This window comes from Paraburkholderia phenazinium, from assembly GCF_900100735.1.
In the GTDB taxonomy this organism is placed as follows: Bacteria; Pseudomonadota; Gammaproteobacteria; order Burkholderiales; family Burkholderiaceae; genus Paraburkholderia; species Paraburkholderia phenazinia.
Genome location: NZ_FNCJ01000014.1, coordinates 131,351 through 147,502, shown reverse-complemented (window position 1 = coordinate 147,502; position 16,152 = coordinate 131,351). Strand labels below are relative to the sequence as shown.

Sequence of the window (16,152 nt, the reverse complement as noted above, 5' to 3'; positions counted from 1 at the left end):
GGATCGGTCAGGCGGAGCAATGTGCCCGCTAAGGCGGCTCGGTGGCCGGACCTGCCGGGTCAGGCGCTGCCGCTTGCGGCGGCTGCCGCGCTGGCCGCGCTCGCCTCGGCGGCCTGGCAGGCGGAGCACAGGCCCTTCAGCTCGATTTCCTCGCTGGCAAGGCGGTAGCCCGCGTCTTCGATCTGCGCCACCAGCGCCTGGCGCAGCTTGGGCTGATGCAGTTCGGTTACGTTGCCGCACTGTTGGCACACCACCAGAATGCCGTGCTGACATTGCGTCAGGTCGTGGCAGACGGTGAAGGCGTTGATCGACTCGATCCGGTGCACGAGCCCCGCCGACAGCAGGAAATCGAGCGCGCGGTACACCGTGGGCGGCGCGGAGCCCGGATGGATCTGGCGCATGTCGTCCAGCAGCGAATACGCCTTGGTGGCGCGCCCCGAGGTCAGCAGCAGTTCCAGCACCTTGCGCCGGATCGGCGTGAGTTTCTCGCCGCGTTCGCGGCAATATTCCTCTGCCAGCACCAGCGCCGCTTCAGGCGTGGCGGCGTGGGCGTGCGCGTGGTCAGCCTCGTCGCCGTGGGCATGATCGTCCGCATGGGCATGCGGATGGTCGTGCGCACTGGCTCGCGCCTTGTCGCGCGCGGTTTCTCTGACGAGGGCGGTCTTTGCGGCGACCGCGGAGGGCTTTGCATTCTTCATATGCCGATTATAAGGTCCATCGCGATTCGGCGTGACAGGCTGGCCGTCCACTCTGTGGGATGCTCAGCCACTTCTAACTCAAGCGCCTCGCCAGGCGTCCAGCGCCCCCCTGATCTCCGTGACGACGTGGCTCCAGTCGCCACGCATGCGTTGCCGGAACAGCCGCACCCCCGGATACCACGGACTGTCGCTGCGCTTCAGTTGCCAGCGCCAGTCGGGCGTGAACGGCAGCGCAATCCAGACCGGTTTGCCCAGCGCGCCGGCTAAATGCGCCACGGCGGTATCCACACTGATGACCAGGTCGAGTTGCGCGATCAGTCCTGCCGTCTGCGCGAAGGTGTCGAGGCGGTCCGCCACGTCTTGCAGCGCACCACGTTGCACGAGCGGAGTGAAGCTCGCGCGGTCGGCGTCGCGCAGCCCTTTTTGCAGCGAAACGAAGCTGGCCTTGGCGTCGAAGAGCGTGACGAGCTGCGCCAGCGGGATCGAGCGATTGCGGTCGTTGACATGTCCTGGGTTGCCGGACCACACGATGCCGACGCGGGGCCAGCGAGCGCGGCCACTGTCCTCCCGGCTTGCGCCACTGTCGTTGCCATGCTGGCTGTCGAACAGCGTATTCCATTGCGCGATGCTGGCGGCGTCGGCGCTCAGATACGGAACCGCTGCACCGAGGTCGGCGGCGCGGACCTTGAGCGCGAACGCGAGGCTCAACGTCGGACAGTGGTAGTCGAATGGCGGCACCGGCGCGCTTTCGCCGATCACCTCGGCCACGCCCGGATACCCGCGCAGCAACGGCAGCAACGCGTCCTGCACCCGCAACACCACACGCGCACCGGCGGCAGTCAGCCGGTCGGTGAAGCGCACGAATTGCAGCGTGTCGCCAAACCCCTGCTCGTGGTGGACGAACACCGTCTTGCCGGTAATGGCTTGCGCGCCGGTCCAGAGCGTCGCCGGATCGAAACCGTGGCTGGCGGTGCCGTCGCGCCAGCGCCATTCGTACTCGCGCCAGCCGTGCTCGAATTCGCCGAGCAACAGGTTGGTCTGCGCACGATTGGTGCGCGCGCCGGCGTCGTTCGGGTCGATCGAGAGGGCCTTCTTGAACTGCAGCAGGGCGTCGTCGAAACGGTGCAGGTCGCGCAGCGCCACGCCGACATTGACATACGCCTCGCCAAAGTTCGGCTTGAGGGCGATGGCCTTGCGGTACGCCGCAAGTTCTTCCTCGTAGCGGCCCATCGCGCCGAGCAAGCTGCCCTTGTTGTAATGCACTTCGGCGAGCTGCGGATGGCGCGTGGTGAGGCGCTCGAAGTACCGCAGGGCGCGTTCGTGTTCGCCGAGCTTTGTGAGCGACAGCGCCGCCTCGTGCAACGACGGCACGTGATCCGGCATGCGTTCGAGGCAGCGCTCGTACAGCGCGGCGGCCTCAGCGTGGCGGCCCGCCAGTTGGCACACGTGCGCCGCGAAGTAGATCTGCTCGGGCGAGGCGTCCATGCTTTGCAACGCACGCGTCACATAGTCGGCGGCGCGCTGGTGGTCGCCCCGTTTGGCGCAGATATAGCCGAGCCCTTCGAGCGCTTCGCCGTGGTCCGGCTGCTGCAGGAGGATGCCGTGCAGCAAGTCCGCCGCTTCGGCCAGATGTCCGGCGCTGAATTTCTGCTGCGCCGTGGCGAGCGTGCTTGCGATGTCCTGATTCATGTCCGATGCTGCGCGGTGTTGTGCTTTCAGATGCCGTTGAGGTTCACCGCAAAGCCGCGTTGCACGCCGGGGCGTGCGAACAGCGTCTCGTACCAGCGTCGCACGTTGGGATAGCTGGCGAGGTCGACCTTATGGCGTTCGTGCCGCCACGCCCAACCGAGGATCGCGAAATCCGCCACGGAGAGTTCGCCTGCGACAAACTCCACCTGCGCGAGCCGCCGGTCGAGCACGCCATAGAGCCGGTGCGTTTCGTCCGAGAAGCGCTTCAGGCCGTAGCGGCGATCGGCTTCCGCTTCGAGCGCGGCGAAGTGGTGCACCTGGCCGGGCATCGGACCGAAGCCACCCATCTGCCACATCAGCCATTCAAGCACGGGAACGCGCTCACGCAGACTGGCCGGCAGGAACTTGCCGGTTTTCTCGCCCAGATAGAGCAGGATCGCACCCGATTCGAACACGCTGATCGGTGTGCCCGAACCGCCGGGGGGACTCGCGTTGGCGCCAGTAGCCGGACCGTGCGGATCGACGATAGCCGGAATCTTGTTGTTCGGGCTGATGCGCAGGAATTCGGGCTGGAACTGCTCCCCTTGGCCGATGTTGACCGGCACCACCGTGTACGGCAGTTCCATTTCTTCGAGGGCGACGCTGACCTTGCGGCCGTTGGGCGTGCCCCAGGCGTAGAGCGTAATCGTCATATCAGGTCAGCGGAAAGTCGACATATTTCTTGAAGCCGCTGCGGGTGGCGAGGCGCGAGTACCAGCGCTCCAGGTTCGGCAGTGACGGACGTTCGACGCCTTCCAGTCCGAACCAGCGCTTCGCATACGCGCCGATCACGAGGTCAGCGAGCGTGCATTTTTCGCCCTCGAGGAAGAAGCGCCCTTGCAGATACGTGTCGACCAGTTTCCACAGCGCCGTGACGGCGGCGACGTCGGTGGCGAGCTTGGCCGTGTCGCGCTGGTCGGCCGGCGTGCGCACGAGGGCCCAGAACACCGGACGTTCGGCCGGTTGCAGCGTGGACAGCGACCAGTCCAGCCAACGGTCGATGCTTGCGCGTTGCTTGGGTTCGTGCGGATAGAGCGGGCTCGCCGGGGCGTATTGCATGACCAGATAGCGCAGGATCGAGTTCGATTCCCACAACACGAAGTCGCCGTCGACCAGAGTCGGAATGCGGCCGGTAGGGTTCATCGCGAGGTATTCCGGCTCGTTGTTGCGGCCGAACTGCAGGCCCGCATCGATGCGCTCATACGGCAACACGAGTTCGTCGCAACACCACAGCACTTTCTGGACGTTGACCGAATTGGCGCGTCCCCAGATCGTAATCATCCGGCAAATCCTCTTTTCACGGTTGGCAAGCCGCGCGTGGGCGCGGCGTTCAACCGGTAACGATACACGAAGCAGCTTGTAATTACCTTCTGCCGTTTGGCCGATGCCGGAACGGCAAGGCCGTTGCGTACAATGGGTGCACCCGAACATGACGAGGCACCGCATGGCCCGCATTGTCCCCGACGACTGGAAGAACCTCGCTGCCACCGGCGCCGCCGTGCGCGAACGCGAAACCCTTGCTCTGCTGGAAACCGCCTTGCCCGAGGCTTACACCGTGTATCACGGCGTCCACTGGACACGGCTCAACCAGGGCTTCTCGGTGTTCGGCGAAGCCGACTTTGTGATTGTCAGCCCGTCCGGGCGCGTGATGATCGTCGAGCAGAAAACCGGCTTCCTGCGCGAGACCCCCAAGGGGCTCGTCAAGGTCTACTTGCAGACCGAGCGCAATGTGGCGATCGCGCTGGCGCGGACCATCGAGGGCATGCACCGGCGCTTTACCGCGGCCTTCGGCGCGGGTACCTATTTCATCGAGGAACTGCTGTACTGCCCGGATCACATCGTGAAGGACGCGGCGATTGCCGGCGTCAACCCGGCACGGATCGTCGACGCGACCCGCAAGGAGCGCCTGGGCGCCATCATCCGCGAGGCATTGCCGGCCGACGAACCGCGGCTTGCCTGCGCCGCGAAGATTCACCACTTTCTCGCCGACGAACTGGCGCTGAGTCCGGACGCCAGCGCGCTGGTCGGCCAGGCAGGCACGCTCGTCACGCGGCTGGCCGGCGGCCTCGCCACCTGGGCGCGGCGGCTCGAATTCACGCCGTTCCGTCTGCGCGTGGCCGGAACAGCCGGCTCCGGCAAGACGCAACTGGCCGTGCAGGTGATGAAGGATGCGGTGGCGCGCGGCCAGCGGCCCTTGTACGTGTGCTTCAACCGGCCGCTCGCCGACCATATTGCGCGGGTCGCGCCGCCCGAAGCGAAAGTGGCGAACTATCACCAGCTGTGCGACTGGATTGCCCGCGACGGTGGCCGCACGCCGGACTTCCAGGCCGCCGATATCTTCGACCAGCTCGAGCGGATCTTCGCGGACACGCCGATCGACGCGCGCTGGCAGTTCGATGTCTTGATCGTCGACGAGGGGCAGGACTTCCAGCAGCCGTGGGTTGCCACGCTCGAACGGCTGCTGCGCCCGGACGCGGCATGGTGGTGGCTGGAAGACCCGCTACAGAACCTCTATATGCGCGCGCCGGTCGATCTGCCGGGCTGGACCACGCTCAAGGAGACCACCAACTACCGCAGTCCGCGCGACATTCTTGACTATGTGCGCGACGTGGTGGGCACCGAGGTGCCGTTTGCGGCGGAGCTCGCCTCGGGCAGCCCGTTCGACGGCTCAGACCTGTCGCTCTCCGCTTACGACGCCACGCGCGGGGCGGAAGGCTGTATCGACGCCACCAAGCGCGCGATCACCCAGGCGCTTGCGCTGGGATTCCGCAAGCAAGACATTGCGGTGTTGTCGTTCCGCGGCCGCGAAGGTTCGGTGCTGAGCGCGCTCGACCAGCTCGGACCGCACCGCGTACGCAGTTTCACCGGCAAGTACGACCTGTTCGGCAACCCGGAATACCGCGAGGGCGATGTGCTGCTGGAATCGATCTACCGCTTCAAGGGACAGTCGGCGCCGTGCGTGATCCTGACCGAGGTCGATTTCGAAACCTTCGACGAGCGCAGCGCCCGCAAGCTGTTTGTTGGCGCCACGCGGGCGACGATGAAGCTGATCGTGGTGGCCTCACAGCGCGCAGCGCGCCATCTGCGGCTCGCCGACGGCAAGGAGTGAGCGGTGCCAGGGCGCGCCACGGGGCTTTTTGCAGCGCGTCCGTTTGGCGATATCATGCGGGCGGTTTGGCCATTCCGGGCCGGGATTGACGCGCGGGGTGGCTGACGTGGAAGAAAGGCGCGTCGGGACCGGCTTTGCAACACCTCCTGATACCTGCGATTACGTGCAGCCTATGTGCAGCTCATATGCAGCTCATATGCAGCTCATATGCGGGTTATGGGAGGGAGACGGGACAGTTGCAGGCAGGCGGGTCACGACAGCAGAACAAGAAAACAGATGAAAAAGGCCGTTGACATGAACTACTTCAAGACAGGCGCGCGCTGGATCGCGTGTTTCGCCATGGCGCTGGGCGCGGGGCTTGCCCAGGCTGCTCCGCTCTCGCTCGACGTAACGGGCGAAATCACCACCATCAACGATCCGGCGCACAAGGCCTATCACATTACGGAAGCCCAGCTTCTGGCCTTGCCGGTTCATTCGATCACCACCTCGACGACATGGACGCCGCGTTCGACCTTCTCGGGCCCGTTGCTCGCGGATATCCTGAAGCTGGCCGGCGCGCACGGCAGCCAGATCGAGGTGCACACGCTCGACGACTATACGGAGACCATTCCCGTGTCGGATTGCGATCGCTACGGCGTCATCGTCGCGTACAGCATGAACGGCAAGCGTTTAAAGGTCAGCGACTTCGGACCGCTGTTTATTATCTATCCGCGCGACGCCTTCCCCACGGAACTCTCGGGCTCCGACGCGGACTCGAAATTCGTATGGCAAATCAAGGGTTTGATCGTCAAGTAGTACCGCACCGGCTGCGGCGCTGGCTGCTGGCGGCAGTGTGGGTCACCGCGCTCGCCGCGCCGGTTGGCGCGATTGGCTATCTGATGTACGCCAATCTGCTCAATCCGCGCTCCACGCAACTGCTGACCGGCACGTACGACGGCTTCTATTGGGACGCTGCGCAGTTGCAGATTGCCTACGCGCGTCTGGAGAACCAGTTGCTGCTGTACCGCGGCGGCACCGACGTCGACTATCCGCGCCTGCAGTTACGCTACGAAGTGCTGCAGTCGAAGCTGCACGTGATGGCCGGCTCGACGCGCATGCTGGTGAGCCAGCTCGCGTTGCTGCAGCGGCAGGAGAGCGAAATCCACACGCTCGAGGAGATGCTGGACAAGCTCGAGCCCGAGTTCGAGGCGCTCCCGCAGAATCCTCGCCAGGCGGACCATATCGTCGCCGAGTTGCGCGCGCACTGGCAGGAGGTCAACGACCTCGCCTTGACGCGCCGCTTTGCCGATGTCGCCGACCGCGAAGCGCTCAGCCGCGACTTTATCGACAAGCGGCGCATGCTGTTTGCCGCAGGACTCATGCTGGTGCTGCTGTCGGCCGCGGCCACGCTGCTGCTGGTGGTGAACGGCCGGCGCCGCAGCCGGCTGATCCGCCAGCAGCGCGCCGCGCTCGAGGCGGAGCACCAGGCAACCCGCGCCGCGCGCGAAGCCAGTCTCGCGAAAGACGCCTTTCTCGGCATGATCAGCCACGAGCTGCGCACACCGCTGCACGCGATCGTGTCGTCGATCGAGCTGCTTGGCTTCAACTTCCAGTCCGAAGCGGACCGCAAGGTGATCCAGCGGCTGGAAAGCGCCGCGCGGCATCTGGAAGCGCAGATGCGCGACCTCACCGACTATGCGCGGCTTGGCGCCGGCAAGCTCGAATTGCGTTACGAGCAATTCGAGCCGCGCGAACTGCTGGCGTCGATCGTGGACGAGCACATGCCGGCCGCGCACGCCCGCGGGCTCGCGCTCGAAAGCGAGGCGAGCGGGCTGACCGGGCCGGTCGACTCCGATCCGCATCGGATCCGCCAGATCGTCAGCAACCTCGTGACCAATGCGATTCGCTATACCGAGAAGGGTTCGGTGCGGGTGCGGCTCACGCAACGGCTGGCGGTGCTGACCATCGTGGTGAGCGACACCGGCCCTGGTGTGCCGCCCAAGCAATTGCCGCTGATGTTCAAGGAATTCACCCAGCTCGACGGCTCGCGCACGCGGCGTTTCGAGGGCGCCGGCATGGGCCTCGCAATCGTCCAGGGACTGCTGAAGCTGTTCGGCGGCAGCGTTGCGGTGGAGAGCGAGGTGGGCGAGGGTACGACGTTTACCGTGACGATTCCGGTGGGGCCGGTCGAGCCGGCTGTGCCGCCCGATGCGCTGGCGGCGAGCGCCCATGACCGCGAGCGCTCACGGGTGCTGATCGTCGACGACAACGGCCTGATTCGCGAATCGCTGTGGGAAATGATTACGCATATGGGCTACGAGGCGACTGCGGTGGCGAATGCCAAAGATGCCCTGGCGTGGCTCGATCTGCGGCGCTGCGACGTGCTGTTGCTCGACCTGCATATGCCGGATCAGGACGGCTACACGTTCTTCGCCGAATTCAGCGCGCGCAGCGGGCCTTCGGCCGGTGCACCGGTGATCGCGATCAGCGCGTATGCGCCGGAAGCGCCGCTTGCCGACACGGCGCCGTTCTTCGAATACCTGGTGAAGCCGGTGCACTACGAGGAGTTGCGCGGGGCGCTGCAGCGGGCGCTGGCCGCGCGCAGCACGGTTTGATGGCCGCCTTTTCACTCTAGCCTGGCGCCCGGATCAAATGGCCGAGGCAGCGAGGCGCTGAAGTACCGAAGCACCGCCGGGAAGGACTTACGCCCGGTTCAGGCGCTTCGACAGATCGGCCACCAGAATCGCCATGCGCGCCGGCTTCTCGTAACACGCCACGTTGTAGTTGCGGACGATCTCGCTGATCTCGGACTCGCTGGCCTTGCCGGTCAGCAGTTCGCCGGTCAGCACGAAGACGGGGGCGTCCGGATTTTCCGAGGCGCGCACGGCGCGAATTGCCGCCGCGGAAGTCTGGCTGCCGAACAGCCAGTCGATCACGACGCCGTCGAACACCTGGGTCTGCAACTGCTCGACGAACGCCGCCAGACCGTAGATCGCCACTGCGGCGAAGCCGCTGCGATCGAGGTAGTCGCGCAGGTTGTCGGCCGAGGCCTGGTCGTCGTCGACCACGGCGATCAGCGGCTTATCGGCTTCCGCGCGGCGCGGATAAATCTCGATCTTGTGAACTTCGAAGGCGCTTTGATAGAGCGCACCATCGTGACGCGTGACGCGCCATTGTCCTAGCTTGGAATAGGCGACGAATTCGGGGCGGCTGCCCGGTTCCAGTGCGGCCCCGACCCAGGCGGTGCAGGCGAGTTCGATGCCGGCGATGGAGAACACCGCTTCCTGGGCGATCGCCCCGACCATGCCGGGGTCGAGCGACTGTGCGCCGAACAGTTGCGCGGCCGGCTCGCCGAACACCTCGGCCACCTTCTTGATTTGCGACAGCGTCCATGGGCTGTTGCCGCGCAGCTTGCGGTGCCCTTGAGAAAAACTCAGGTCGAGAATGCGGCACAACTCTGTGGTCTGTTGCCGCTTACCAATGCCGTGACGGCTCATCAACTCGCGCACGCGTTCCGCGACTGCGATGGAGTCAGGTGAGGTTGCTTCGTTGGCCATGCTGCGTGGAGGTCCGTCTTTATAAATGTTTCGGGTGAAGGACGCGATAAGGCTGGATAGCGATGCTTTGCATCGCCTCTTTGCGAGCCGACCGGCCACGCATGGGAGAGCAAATGTACAGCAAAAGAACGCGGCGTTGCTGCTTTTGTGCAGCCGCGCTGGGATGCCGCGGGTCTGCTCGAGCAGGCGCCCAGAGCCGGTTGGGCGGTGGGGCTAAGCCATATGCGCGTTGCGTATTTTACCGAGGAAAGCAGCAGCGACTTGTAATGAAGTGTGATCCAGTATGGTCTTTCATGGGAGCATAGCGCGATTGATTTCGCGAGCACCTTTCCATTCAACTGACGCCCTTTATGAAAGACCCGATCATTCGCCACAGTGGTGTGCCGTATTACTCGCAATGGGGCAGTCCCGAATGGGTGCGGCCCATTGTCGAGGACGCCGCCGACCCTTGCGACGACCCCGCATGGCAACGCAGCGGCTTTACCGAGCCGGACCATTACCGCTTCTGGGCGCCGCGTCTGTGCGGATTGACCTGCCTGGAATCGGCGCTCGACTTCTGGGGCATCGAGCATGCACCGCGCGCCGCGTTGCTCGACGAAGCGCTGCGTCACGAGGTGTACCGGATGCGCGAAGACGGCGGCGTCGATGGTCTGATTTACCGGCCGTTTGCCAGTTGGACCGAGCGCGCCTTCGGCTTGCAAGTGGAGGTGTTGCCCGAGGCGACGCTGGAGGAAATCGCGGCGCGGCTCGATCACGACACCTTGGCGATCGTTTCGGTGAGCGCGGAGATCCGCTATCCGGATGCACCGAATACGGAGCGCGGCGGCCATCTGATCCTGCTGCACGGTCGCGACGCCGAGGGCGTATGGTTTCACAATCCGTCGGGCATTGCGCCTTACCAAAGCGATGTCTATCTGCCGTTTGCGACTGTAACGCGCTTTTACGCGGGACGCGGCTTGACGCTGACCCGCGCGCTTCGCTGAACGGCGCAGGGTTCCGCCGGGCAGCAGGCGTACGCGCGCGCCGTTTGGCGGGCCCGATTTCTGCTGAGGGGACAGATGAGCGGCGCGCGCCGCCACCCAAGACGAGCAGGAAAAAGCTTGCCGCGGCGACGCGATGCATTTTTGCAGCGCGGAAATTCCCAACAAGGACAAGATTACTGCCTGTATGAAACAGCACATCAGCGAACTGAGTCCGGCTTGCCGGGCGATGTTCAAGCAGGACGGTCACGCTTCCTCTAACGGTTCCGGCAAAGCTTCGGCCCAGTAAGCGCGCCGCAACGGAAGATCTGGGCGATCCGACCCCGGTGCGCGGCCGCTCGTCGTAGAATCGCGGAATCCCTGACTTCCGGAGCCGCCGCGTGGCCCAAGCGCGCCGCAAGCCGTCCCGCTTCCGTTTGCCGCGCCGGACCCGCTCGCACTGGCAGGCGCCGCGCGCCCGGACGCTGTTCACCCGGCCCGCCGCTTCGCCGCGGCGCGTCCTGCTGCAAAGGCTATTGCTGGTAGCCGGACTCTGCGCGCTGGCGTTCCTGGTGCTGTATCTGGACCGCGACGGCCTGTACGACGCTAACCGCAAGGCGCTCGGCATCATCGACCTGATGTACTTCACCATGGTGACTGTGGCGACCGTCGGCTATGGCGATATCGTGCCCATCACCGCGCGGGCCCGGCTGATCGACGCGTTCTTCATCGTGCCTATCCGCATCGTCATCTGGTTCGTCTTTCTGGGCACCGCTTACCAGTTCGTCATTCAACGCGTCATCGAGGAATTCCGCATGAAACGCCTGCAAAAGCAGTTGCTCGATCACGTGGTGGTGTGCGGCTATGGCCTGAGCGGATCGGTGGCCGTGCGAGAGCTGCTGGAGAGTGGCTTCGATCCGGAGTCGATTGTCGTGATCGATCCGCAGCAGCCGGCGCTCGAGGCGGCCACTGCGCTCGGAGTGGCCGGACTGCTCGGCGATCCGTCACGCGAAGACCTGTTGCAGCAAGCCAAGGTGCGCCTCGCCAAGGCGGTCATCATCAGCGTGACCGACGACGCCACCGCGATCCTCCTGACGCTGACCGTGCGCAGTATTGCGCCGGATACCAAGATCGTGGTGCGCATCCAGGAACAGACGTTTCAGCGCCAGTTGCGCCAGGCGGGCGCGGATGTGATCGTGTCGTCGACGAAGATCGGCGGCCTGCTGCTGGCCGACGCGGTGGAGAGCAATCACATCGTGCCGTTCGTCAACGACCTGCTGTCGGCGCGCGGCCGCGTGACCTTGCTGGAGCGGCCGGCGGCGGAGCATGAAATCGGCTGCTGGAGCAATGCGCTGGCGGGCGCGGTGGTGATTGGCCTCGTGCGTGACGGGCGCATGCTGTCGTTCTATGAAGAGCCGCCGTGTCTGGTCGAGGCCGGCGATCTGCTGATGGTGATCCAGTCTTCTCGCCAGCCTCAGGAGTAAGGGGTGGGTTTGGTGTTGCCTCGTTGCGCTCGCTATGCCGCCGCACCGAAGCTCACTTCGGCGCAATATCGCGGCGCACCCGCATGATGTGTTGCTCGACGTAGAACGCGGCCGCGGCCGCGTCGCCGCCGACTATCGCCTCATAGATCAACCGGTGTTCCGAGACGTACAGGCGGATGCGCCCGGCATCGTAAATGCCGTCGTCCTTGAGCCGTTTCCAGAGCGGCTGATCCATGGTCTTCGCCACTTCGTCGGCGATTTTCACCAGCAACGCATCGCCCGTCATCATCGCAAGCTGGCGGTGAAACAGCCGGTCGCTGTTGTTCCAGAGCACGCGCTGCTCGGGGTTGTTCACGTCCACAATCGAATCCATCTGCGCGAGGTAGTGCTCGGCCAGCTCGTCGCGCTGCCCGTGCGCCGCCGCGCGCCGGGCGATGGCGGGTTCGAGGATCAGCCGCACATCGAGCGTGGAACTCGGGCTGAAGTCCGGATCGGCCAGCAAGGCGGGTTCGAGCGGCGCCGCGGCGAGGCGTTGTAAGGCGTCCGCGCAAACATAGGTGCCCGAGTTGCGCCGCGTGATCACCAGCCCTTCGTTTTGCAGCGCGCCGATCGCCTCGCGCACCGCCGGGCGTCCCACGCTGAAATGCGCAGCCAGTTCGCGCTCCGAGGGCAGGCGCGATTCCGCCGCGAACTGGCCGTTGCGGATCTCCGCGCGAATGCGCTCGGCAACCTGCTCGTAAATCTGCTTCGGGCGAAACGTGCTTTCCATAGCAAGCGCCAGGTGATCTGGGTTTGAACCAGATTACGTCAGTAATTTTGAAAGTGGTTGATGCGAAACCAAAGCTGGTCTACATTTTGATCCAGTATAAAACAGATGGAGACAACTGGATGGTTCGCATCGAAGCATTTTCGGCCGTTGCGCCGCACGCGGGAGAGGGTCGTCAGGCGTTATGAAACTGAATCGCGTGATCAGCACCGTTGAAGTGCATACCGGCGGCGAACCGTTCCGGCTCGTCACCAGCGGACTGCCGAAGTTTCCCGGCAAGACGATTGTCGAGCGGCGCAACTGGCTGAAGGAACATCAGGACCATCTACGCCGCGCCCTTATGCTCGAACCGCGCGGCCATGCGGATATGTACGGCGGCTACCTCACCGAAGCGGTGAGCGAGGGCGCCGACTTCGGCATCATCTTCGTCCACAACGAAGGCTATAGCGACCATTGCGGCCACGGCGTGATTGCGCTGGCCACTGCAGCGGTGGCGCTCGGCTGGGTCGAGCGGACCGAGCCGGAGACGCGCGTGGGCATCGACGCGCCATGCGGCTTTATCGAAGCCTTTGTCAAATGGGACGGCGATCACGCGGGCGGTGTGCGCTTCGTCAACGTGCCCTCGTTCATCTGGGAGCGCGATGTGACGGTGCACACGCCGAGCTTCGGCGCCGTGACCGGCGATATCGCCTTCGGCGGCGCGTTCTATTTCTACACCTCCGGCAAGCCGTTCGATCTGAACGTGCGCGAGGCCGAAGTCGACCGCCTGATCCAGTTCGGCGCCGAAGTGAAGCGCGCAGCCAACGAGGCATTCAAGGTCGTGCATCCGCACATCCCCGAAATCAACCATATTTACGGCACGATTATCGACAACGCGCCGCGCCATGCGGGCTCCACGCAGGCCAATTGCTGCGTCTTCGCCGACCGCGAGGTGGACCGATCGCCAACCGGCTCGGGTACGGCCGGGCGGGTCGCGCAACTGTATCTGCGCGGCGAACTCGGGCGCGAGGAGACGCTTGTCAACGAATCGGTGATCGGCACGATCTTTCGCGGTCGTGTGTTGTCCGAAGCGAAACTCGCGCACTTCGACGCGGTGATTCCTGAAATCGAGGGAGACGCGCATATTTGCGGCTTCGCGAACTGGATCGTCGATGAGCGCGATCCGCTAACGTATGGCTTTCTCGTGCGCTGAGCGGCGCACGCCAACGGAGCACCCTCCATGACCCAGCCGGCCACGCCGATCTTCGATGCCGCCGCCACCGCGCGGCTCACGCCCTACGCCGAACTGGTGGAGGCGCTCAAAGGCGCGTTAGTCGATTACGCGCAGCAACGCATTGCGAGTCCGGAGCGGCTCGTCGTGCCGCTGAACGAGGGCGGTGTGATGCTGTCGATGCCGGCCACGGCGCCCGACCTCGCCATCCACAAGCTGGTCAACGTGTGTCCCGCCAACGGTCCGCGCGGCCTGCCGACGATCCATGGCCAGGTGATGGCATTCGACCCGGATAGCGGCGCGACGCTCTTTATCCTCGATGGTCCGACGGTAACCGGGCGGCGCACCGCAGCCATGTCGATGCTCGGCGTGCAGACCTTCAAAGGCGCTGTCTCGGGCCGCACTGCGCCGCGCGAGTTTCTGCTGATCGGCACCGGCACCCAGGCTGCCAACCACCTGGAGGCGATCGGCGAATTGTTTCCCGAGGCGCTGGTCCACGTGAAGGGCAGTGCGCCGGCGAAGGCCAAGGCGTTTTGCGACGCGCAGCGCGGCAAGGTCCGGCATCTCCAGCCGCTCGCGGACGCAGCCGTACCCGACTCCGTGGACGTGGTGATTGCGCTCACCACCAGCAAGCAGGCGGTCTACGCGGAAGCGCCGCGCGCCGAGCGTCTGGTGATCGGCGTCGGCGCCTTCACACCGGCCATGCTGGAGATCGGTGCTGGCACCGTGCACGGCAGCGCATTGTTCGTCGACGATCTGGCGGGCGCCCGCCACGAAGCGGGCGATTTCATCCAGGCGGGTGTCGATTGGGCAAACGTGACCGGTATTGCGGCAGTGGTTGGCGGTACCGTAGCGGCGCCTGCGGGTAGCACGCCCGTGCTATTCAAGAGCGTCGGTTGTGCAGCCTGGGACCTGGGTGCCTGCCGGGTGGCCCGTCGTGCTTTGCAGGGCACCTGACGCTGGAATTTTTTCTAGCCCGTTAGCCGCGCATCGCGTGCAAACAATTCAAAAACGTTGCACCATAGGCGTTTGCCAGAAAATGCCGGACCCCCGGCATTTTTGCCCTTTGTCGTTTCGTTTCGCGACGCCTTTCATGACGGTGACACCGCGCTATGATTACCCAACACGCTTCTGCCACCCCTGACTTGCCGCTCGACATGATCATCTTCGGCGGTACGGGTGACCTGTCGTTTCGCAAGCTGCTGCCCGCGCTCTACATGGCGCATCTGCACTGCAATCTGCCGCCGGAAACCCGCATTATCACGATTGGCCGCAAGCCGTGGTCGCGTGAGGAGTACATCAACGAATTCATGGAATTGAAGGCCAAGCCCTTTATCGAAAAGAAGGCCTTCGATGCCACCGCGTGGGACAAATTCCTGGCGCTGTTCGAATACGTGCGCATGGACGTCGATTCGGCCGAGGACTACCAGCGCCTGAAGGAGGCCTCGCGCCCCGACGTGCGGCGCGTGTTCTATCTCGCGACTTCGCCGGATCTGTTCACGCATATCTGCGACAACCTCTCTTCGGCGGGTCTGGTGGACGAGCACTCGCGCGTGGTGCTGGAAAAACCGCTGGGTCACGATCTGGCGTCGGCGAAGGAAATCAACAACGACGTCGGCCGCCACTTCAGCGAAGCGCAGATCTACCGGATCGACCACTACCTCGGTAAGGAAACGGTGCAGAACCTGATGGTGCTGCGCTTCGGCAACGCGATTTTCGGCCCGCTGTGGCAGGCGCCGTATATCAAGAGCGTGCAGATCACGGTAGCGGAATGCGTCGGCGTGGGTAGCCGCGCGGGCTTCTACGACAAGACTGGCGCGTTGCGCGACATGGTGCAGAATCACTTGCTGCAACTGCTGTGCATCGTCGCCATGGAACCGCCGGTGTCGCTCGACCCGGATGCCGTGCGCGACGAAAAGCTCAAGGTGCTGCGCTCGCTGCGTCCAATGACGCCGGAAGATATCGCCCGCGACACCGTGCGCGGCCAGTACACCGCAGGCGCGGTGGACGGCGAGGCGGTCAAGGGCTACCTCGAAGAAGATAACGTGCCGCCTAACAGCCGCGCGGAAACCTTTGTCGCATTGCGCGCGCAGATCAACAACTGGCGCTGGGCCAATGTGCCGTTTTACCTGCGCACCGGCAAGCGGATGCAGAAGAAGGTCTCGGAGATCGTCATCGAGTTCTCCGAAATGCCGTTCTCGATCATTCCGAGCGGCCCGCACCACTATGGCAACCGTCTCGTGATTCAACTGCAGCCGGAGGAGTCGATCCAGTTGCAGATGCTGGCCAAGGAGCCGGGTAGCGGCATGCACATGCTGCCGGTGAACCTGAATCTCGATCTGCAGCAGGCCTTCACCGAGCGGCGCGCGGAAGCGTATGAGCGCTTGCTGATCGACGTGATTCGCGGTCGTCTTACGCACTTTATGCGCCGCGATGAACTGGAAGCGGCATGGGCATGGGCGGAACCGATTCTGGAAGGCTGGCAGAAGTCGGGCGAGCGGCCACGTAACTATACCGCCGGAACGTTTGGTCCGGCGGCAGCTACGGCCCTGATGGCGCGGGAAAATACCGTGTGGGCGGAGGAGTCGCAGTAAGCGGCTTGGGTTTGAGCTAACGCTTCTCGTTGCCAGGGCGGCCGCTGTATTGGGCCGCCCTTGTTGTT

15 protein-coding genes and 1 pseudogene are annotated in these 16,152 nt (G+C 64.5%); 10 read left to right on the top strand and 6 right to left on the bottom strand.

All coding sequences use genetic code 11. The features are described from left to right. Nucleotides 1-59 precede the first annotated feature (59 nt). The 4 genes from BLQ92_RS26965 to BLQ92_RS26950 form a co-directional block, all read right to left on the bottom strand. Nucleotides 60-698 carry a Fur family transcriptional regulator gene (locus tag BLQ92_RS26965; protein ID WP_090688852.1) on the bottom strand — a complete coding sequence of 213 codons (639 nt, stop codon included), beginning with the start codon at nt 696-698 and terminating at the stop codon, nt 60-62. 78 nt (nt 699-776) lie between these two features. Beyond that, on the bottom strand, nt 777-2,387 hold the full coding sequence (locus BLQ92_RS26960) for a tetratricopeptide repeat protein (RefSeq protein ID WP_090688849.1): 1,611 nt from the start codon (nt 2,385-2,387) through the stop codon (nt 777-779). Between the two features lie 26 nt (nt 2,388-2,413). Beyond that, nucleotides 2,414-3,079 carry a glutathione S-transferase family protein gene (locus BLQ92_RS26955; RefSeq protein ID WP_090688846.1) on the bottom strand — a complete coding sequence of 222 codons (666 nt, stop codon included), beginning with the start codon at nt 3,077-3,079 and terminating at the stop codon, nt 2,414-2,416. Between the two features lies 1 nt (nt 3,080). Continuing rightward, nucleotides 3,081-3,707 carry a glutathione S-transferase family protein gene (locus BLQ92_RS26950; protein ID WP_090688844.1) on the bottom strand — a complete coding sequence of 209 codons (627 nt, stop codon included), beginning with the start codon at nt 3,705-3,707 and terminating at the stop codon, nt 3,081-3,083. Between the two features lie 163 nt (nt 3,708-3,870). Here BLQ92_RS26950 and BLQ92_RS26945 point away from each other — a divergent pair, with 163 nt between their 5' ends. From BLQ92_RS26945 to BLQ92_RS26935, 3 genes are all read left to right on the top strand, one after another. Continuing rightward, nucleotides 3,871-5,535, top strand: coding sequence for an ATP-binding domain-containing protein (locus BLQ92_RS26945; RefSeq protein WP_090688841.1), 1,665 nt, complete (start codon nt 3,871-3,873; stop codon nt 5,533-5,535). A 339-nt stretch (nt 5,536-5,874) separates the two neighbouring features. Then, nucleotides 5,875-6,330: a putative pterin-binding protein gene (locus BLQ92_RS26940; RefSeq protein WP_244106259.1), complete on the top strand. Its 456-nt coding sequence runs from the start codon at nt 5,875-5,877 to the stop codon at nt 6,328-6,330. After that, nucleotides 6,300-8,129, top strand: a complete 1,830-nt coding sequence (locus BLQ92_RS26935; protein ID WP_090688837.1) for an ATP-binding response regulator — start codon at nt 6,300-6,302, stop codon at nt 8,127-8,129. The genes BLQ92_RS26940 and BLQ92_RS26935 overlap by 31 nt, the downstream gene beginning before the upstream one ends. A gap of 87 nt (nt 8,130-8,216) precedes the next feature. Here the strand turns inward: BLQ92_RS26935 and BLQ92_RS26930 are convergent, their stop codons facing one another. Further along, nucleotides 8,217-9,071 (bottom strand): helix-turn-helix domain-containing protein, encoded by an 855-nt coding sequence (locus BLQ92_RS26930; RefSeq protein WP_090688835.1) that lies wholly within the window; start codon nt 9,069-9,071, stop codon nt 8,217-8,219. A gap of 350 nt (nt 9,072-9,421) precedes the next feature. Between BLQ92_RS26930 and BLQ92_RS26925 the strand changes: the two genes are divergently transcribed. The 3 genes and pseudogenes from BLQ92_RS26925 to BLQ92_RS26915 all read left to right on the top strand — a co-directional run bounded on the left by BLQ92_RS26925 (nt 9,422) and on the right by BLQ92_RS26915 (nt 11,514). After that, nucleotides 9,422-10,054 (top strand): C39 family peptidase, encoded by a 633-nt coding sequence (locus BLQ92_RS26925; protein WP_090688833.1) that lies wholly within the window; start codon nt 9,422-9,424, stop codon nt 10,052-10,054. Between the two features lie 79 nt (nt 10,055-10,133). Then, nucleotides 10,134-10,340 (top strand): annotated as a pseudogene (locus BLQ92_RS40785) (hypothetical protein); the annotation flags it as partial. Nucleotides 10,341-10,431: 91 nt separating this feature from the next. Beyond that, nucleotides 10,432-11,514: a potassium channel family protein gene (locus BLQ92_RS26915; RefSeq protein WP_090688830.1), complete on the top strand. Its 1,083-nt coding sequence runs from the start codon at nt 10,432-10,434 to the stop codon at nt 11,512-11,514. A gap of 52 nt (nt 11,515-11,566) precedes the next feature. Here the strand turns inward: BLQ92_RS26915 and BLQ92_RS26910 are convergent, their stop codons facing one another. Beyond that, on the bottom strand, nt 11,567-12,283 hold the full coding sequence (locus BLQ92_RS26910; protein ID WP_090688829.1) for a FadR/GntR family transcriptional regulator: 717 nt from the start codon (nt 12,281-12,283) through the stop codon (nt 11,567-11,569). Nucleotides 12,284-12,306: 23 nt separating this feature from the next. Between BLQ92_RS26910 and BLQ92_RS40175 the strand changes: the two genes are divergently transcribed. From BLQ92_RS40175 to zwf, 4 genes are all read left to right on the top strand, one after another. Continuing rightward, nucleotides 12,307-12,468, top strand: a complete 162-nt coding sequence (locus BLQ92_RS40175; protein ID WP_175772495.1) for a hypothetical protein — start codon at nt 12,307-12,309, stop codon at nt 12,466-12,468. Then, nucleotides 12,465-13,472: a trans-3-hydroxy-L-proline dehydratase gene (gene lhpH, locus BLQ92_RS26905; RefSeq protein WP_090688827.1), complete on the top strand. Its 1,008-nt coding sequence runs from the start codon at nt 12,465-12,467 to the stop codon at nt 13,470-13,472. Before BLQ92_RS40175 ends, lhpH begins: the two co-directional genes overlap by 4 nt. A gap of 27 nt (nt 13,473-13,499) precedes the next feature. Continuing rightward, nucleotides 13,500-14,447, top strand: coding sequence for a bifunctional Delta(1)-pyrroline-2-carboxylate/Delta(1)-piperideine-2-carboxylate reductase (gene lhpI / locus BLQ92_RS26900; protein ID WP_090688825.1), 948 nt, complete (start codon nt 13,500-13,502; stop codon nt 14,445-14,447). A gap of 155 nt (nt 14,448-14,602) precedes the next feature. Further along, nucleotides 14,603-16,084, top strand: a complete 1,482-nt coding sequence (gene zwf, locus BLQ92_RS26895) for a glucose-6-phosphate dehydrogenase (protein ID WP_090688822.1) — start codon at nt 14,603-14,605, stop codon at nt 16,082-16,084. Nucleotides 16,085-16,152 lie beyond the last annotated feature (68 nt).

Coding starts and splice junctions, on each gene's coding strand:
- BLQ92_RS26910 (WP_090688829.1), bottom strand. CDS start 12,283: ATGGAAAGCACGTTTCGCCCGAAGCAGATTTACGAGCAGGTTGCCGAG.
- BLQ92_RS26930 (WP_090688835.1), bottom strand. CDS start 9,071: ATGGCCAACGAAGCAACCTCACCTGACTCCATCGCAGTCGCGGAACGC.
- BLQ92_RS26960 (WP_090688849.1), bottom strand. CDS start 2,387: ATGAATCAGGACATCGCAAGCACGCTCGCCACGGCGCAGCAGAAATTC.
- BLQ92_RS26950 (WP_090688844.1), bottom strand. CDS start 3,707: ATGATTACGATCTGGGGACGCGCCAATTCGGTCAACGTCCAGAAAGTG.
- lhpI (WP_090688825.1), top strand. CDS start 13,500: ATGACCCAGCCGGCCACGCCGATCTTCGATGCCGCCGCCACCGCGCGG.
- BLQ92_RS26945 (WP_090688841.1), top strand. CDS start 3,871: ATGGCCCGCATTGTCCCCGACGACTGGAAGAACCTCGCTGCCACCGGC.
- BLQ92_RS26935 (WP_090688837.1), top strand. CDS start 6,300: ATGGCAAATCAAGGGTTTGATCGTCAAGTAGTACCGCACCGGCTGCGG.
- BLQ92_RS26955 (WP_090688846.1), bottom strand. CDS start 3,079: ATGACGATTACGCTCTACGCCTGGGGCACGCCCAACGGCCGCAAGGTC.
- BLQ92_RS26965 (WP_090688852.1), bottom strand. CDS start 698: ATGAAGAATGCAAAGCCCTCCGCGGTCGCCGCAAAGACCGCCCTCGTC.
- BLQ92_RS26940 (WP_244106259.1), top strand. CDS start 5,875: ATGGCGCTGGGCGCGGGGCTTGCCCAGGCTGCTCCGCTCTCGCTCGAC.
- lhpH (WP_090688827.1), top strand. CDS start 12,465: ATGAAACTGAATCGCGTGATCAGCACCGTTGAAGTGCATACCGGCGGC.
- BLQ92_RS26925 (WP_090688833.1), top strand. CDS start 9,422: ATGAAAGACCCGATCATTCGCCACAGTGGTGTGCCGTATTACTCGCAA.
- zwf (WP_090688822.1), top strand. CDS start 14,603: ATGATTACCCAACACGCTTCTGCCACCCCTGACTTGCCGCTCGACATG.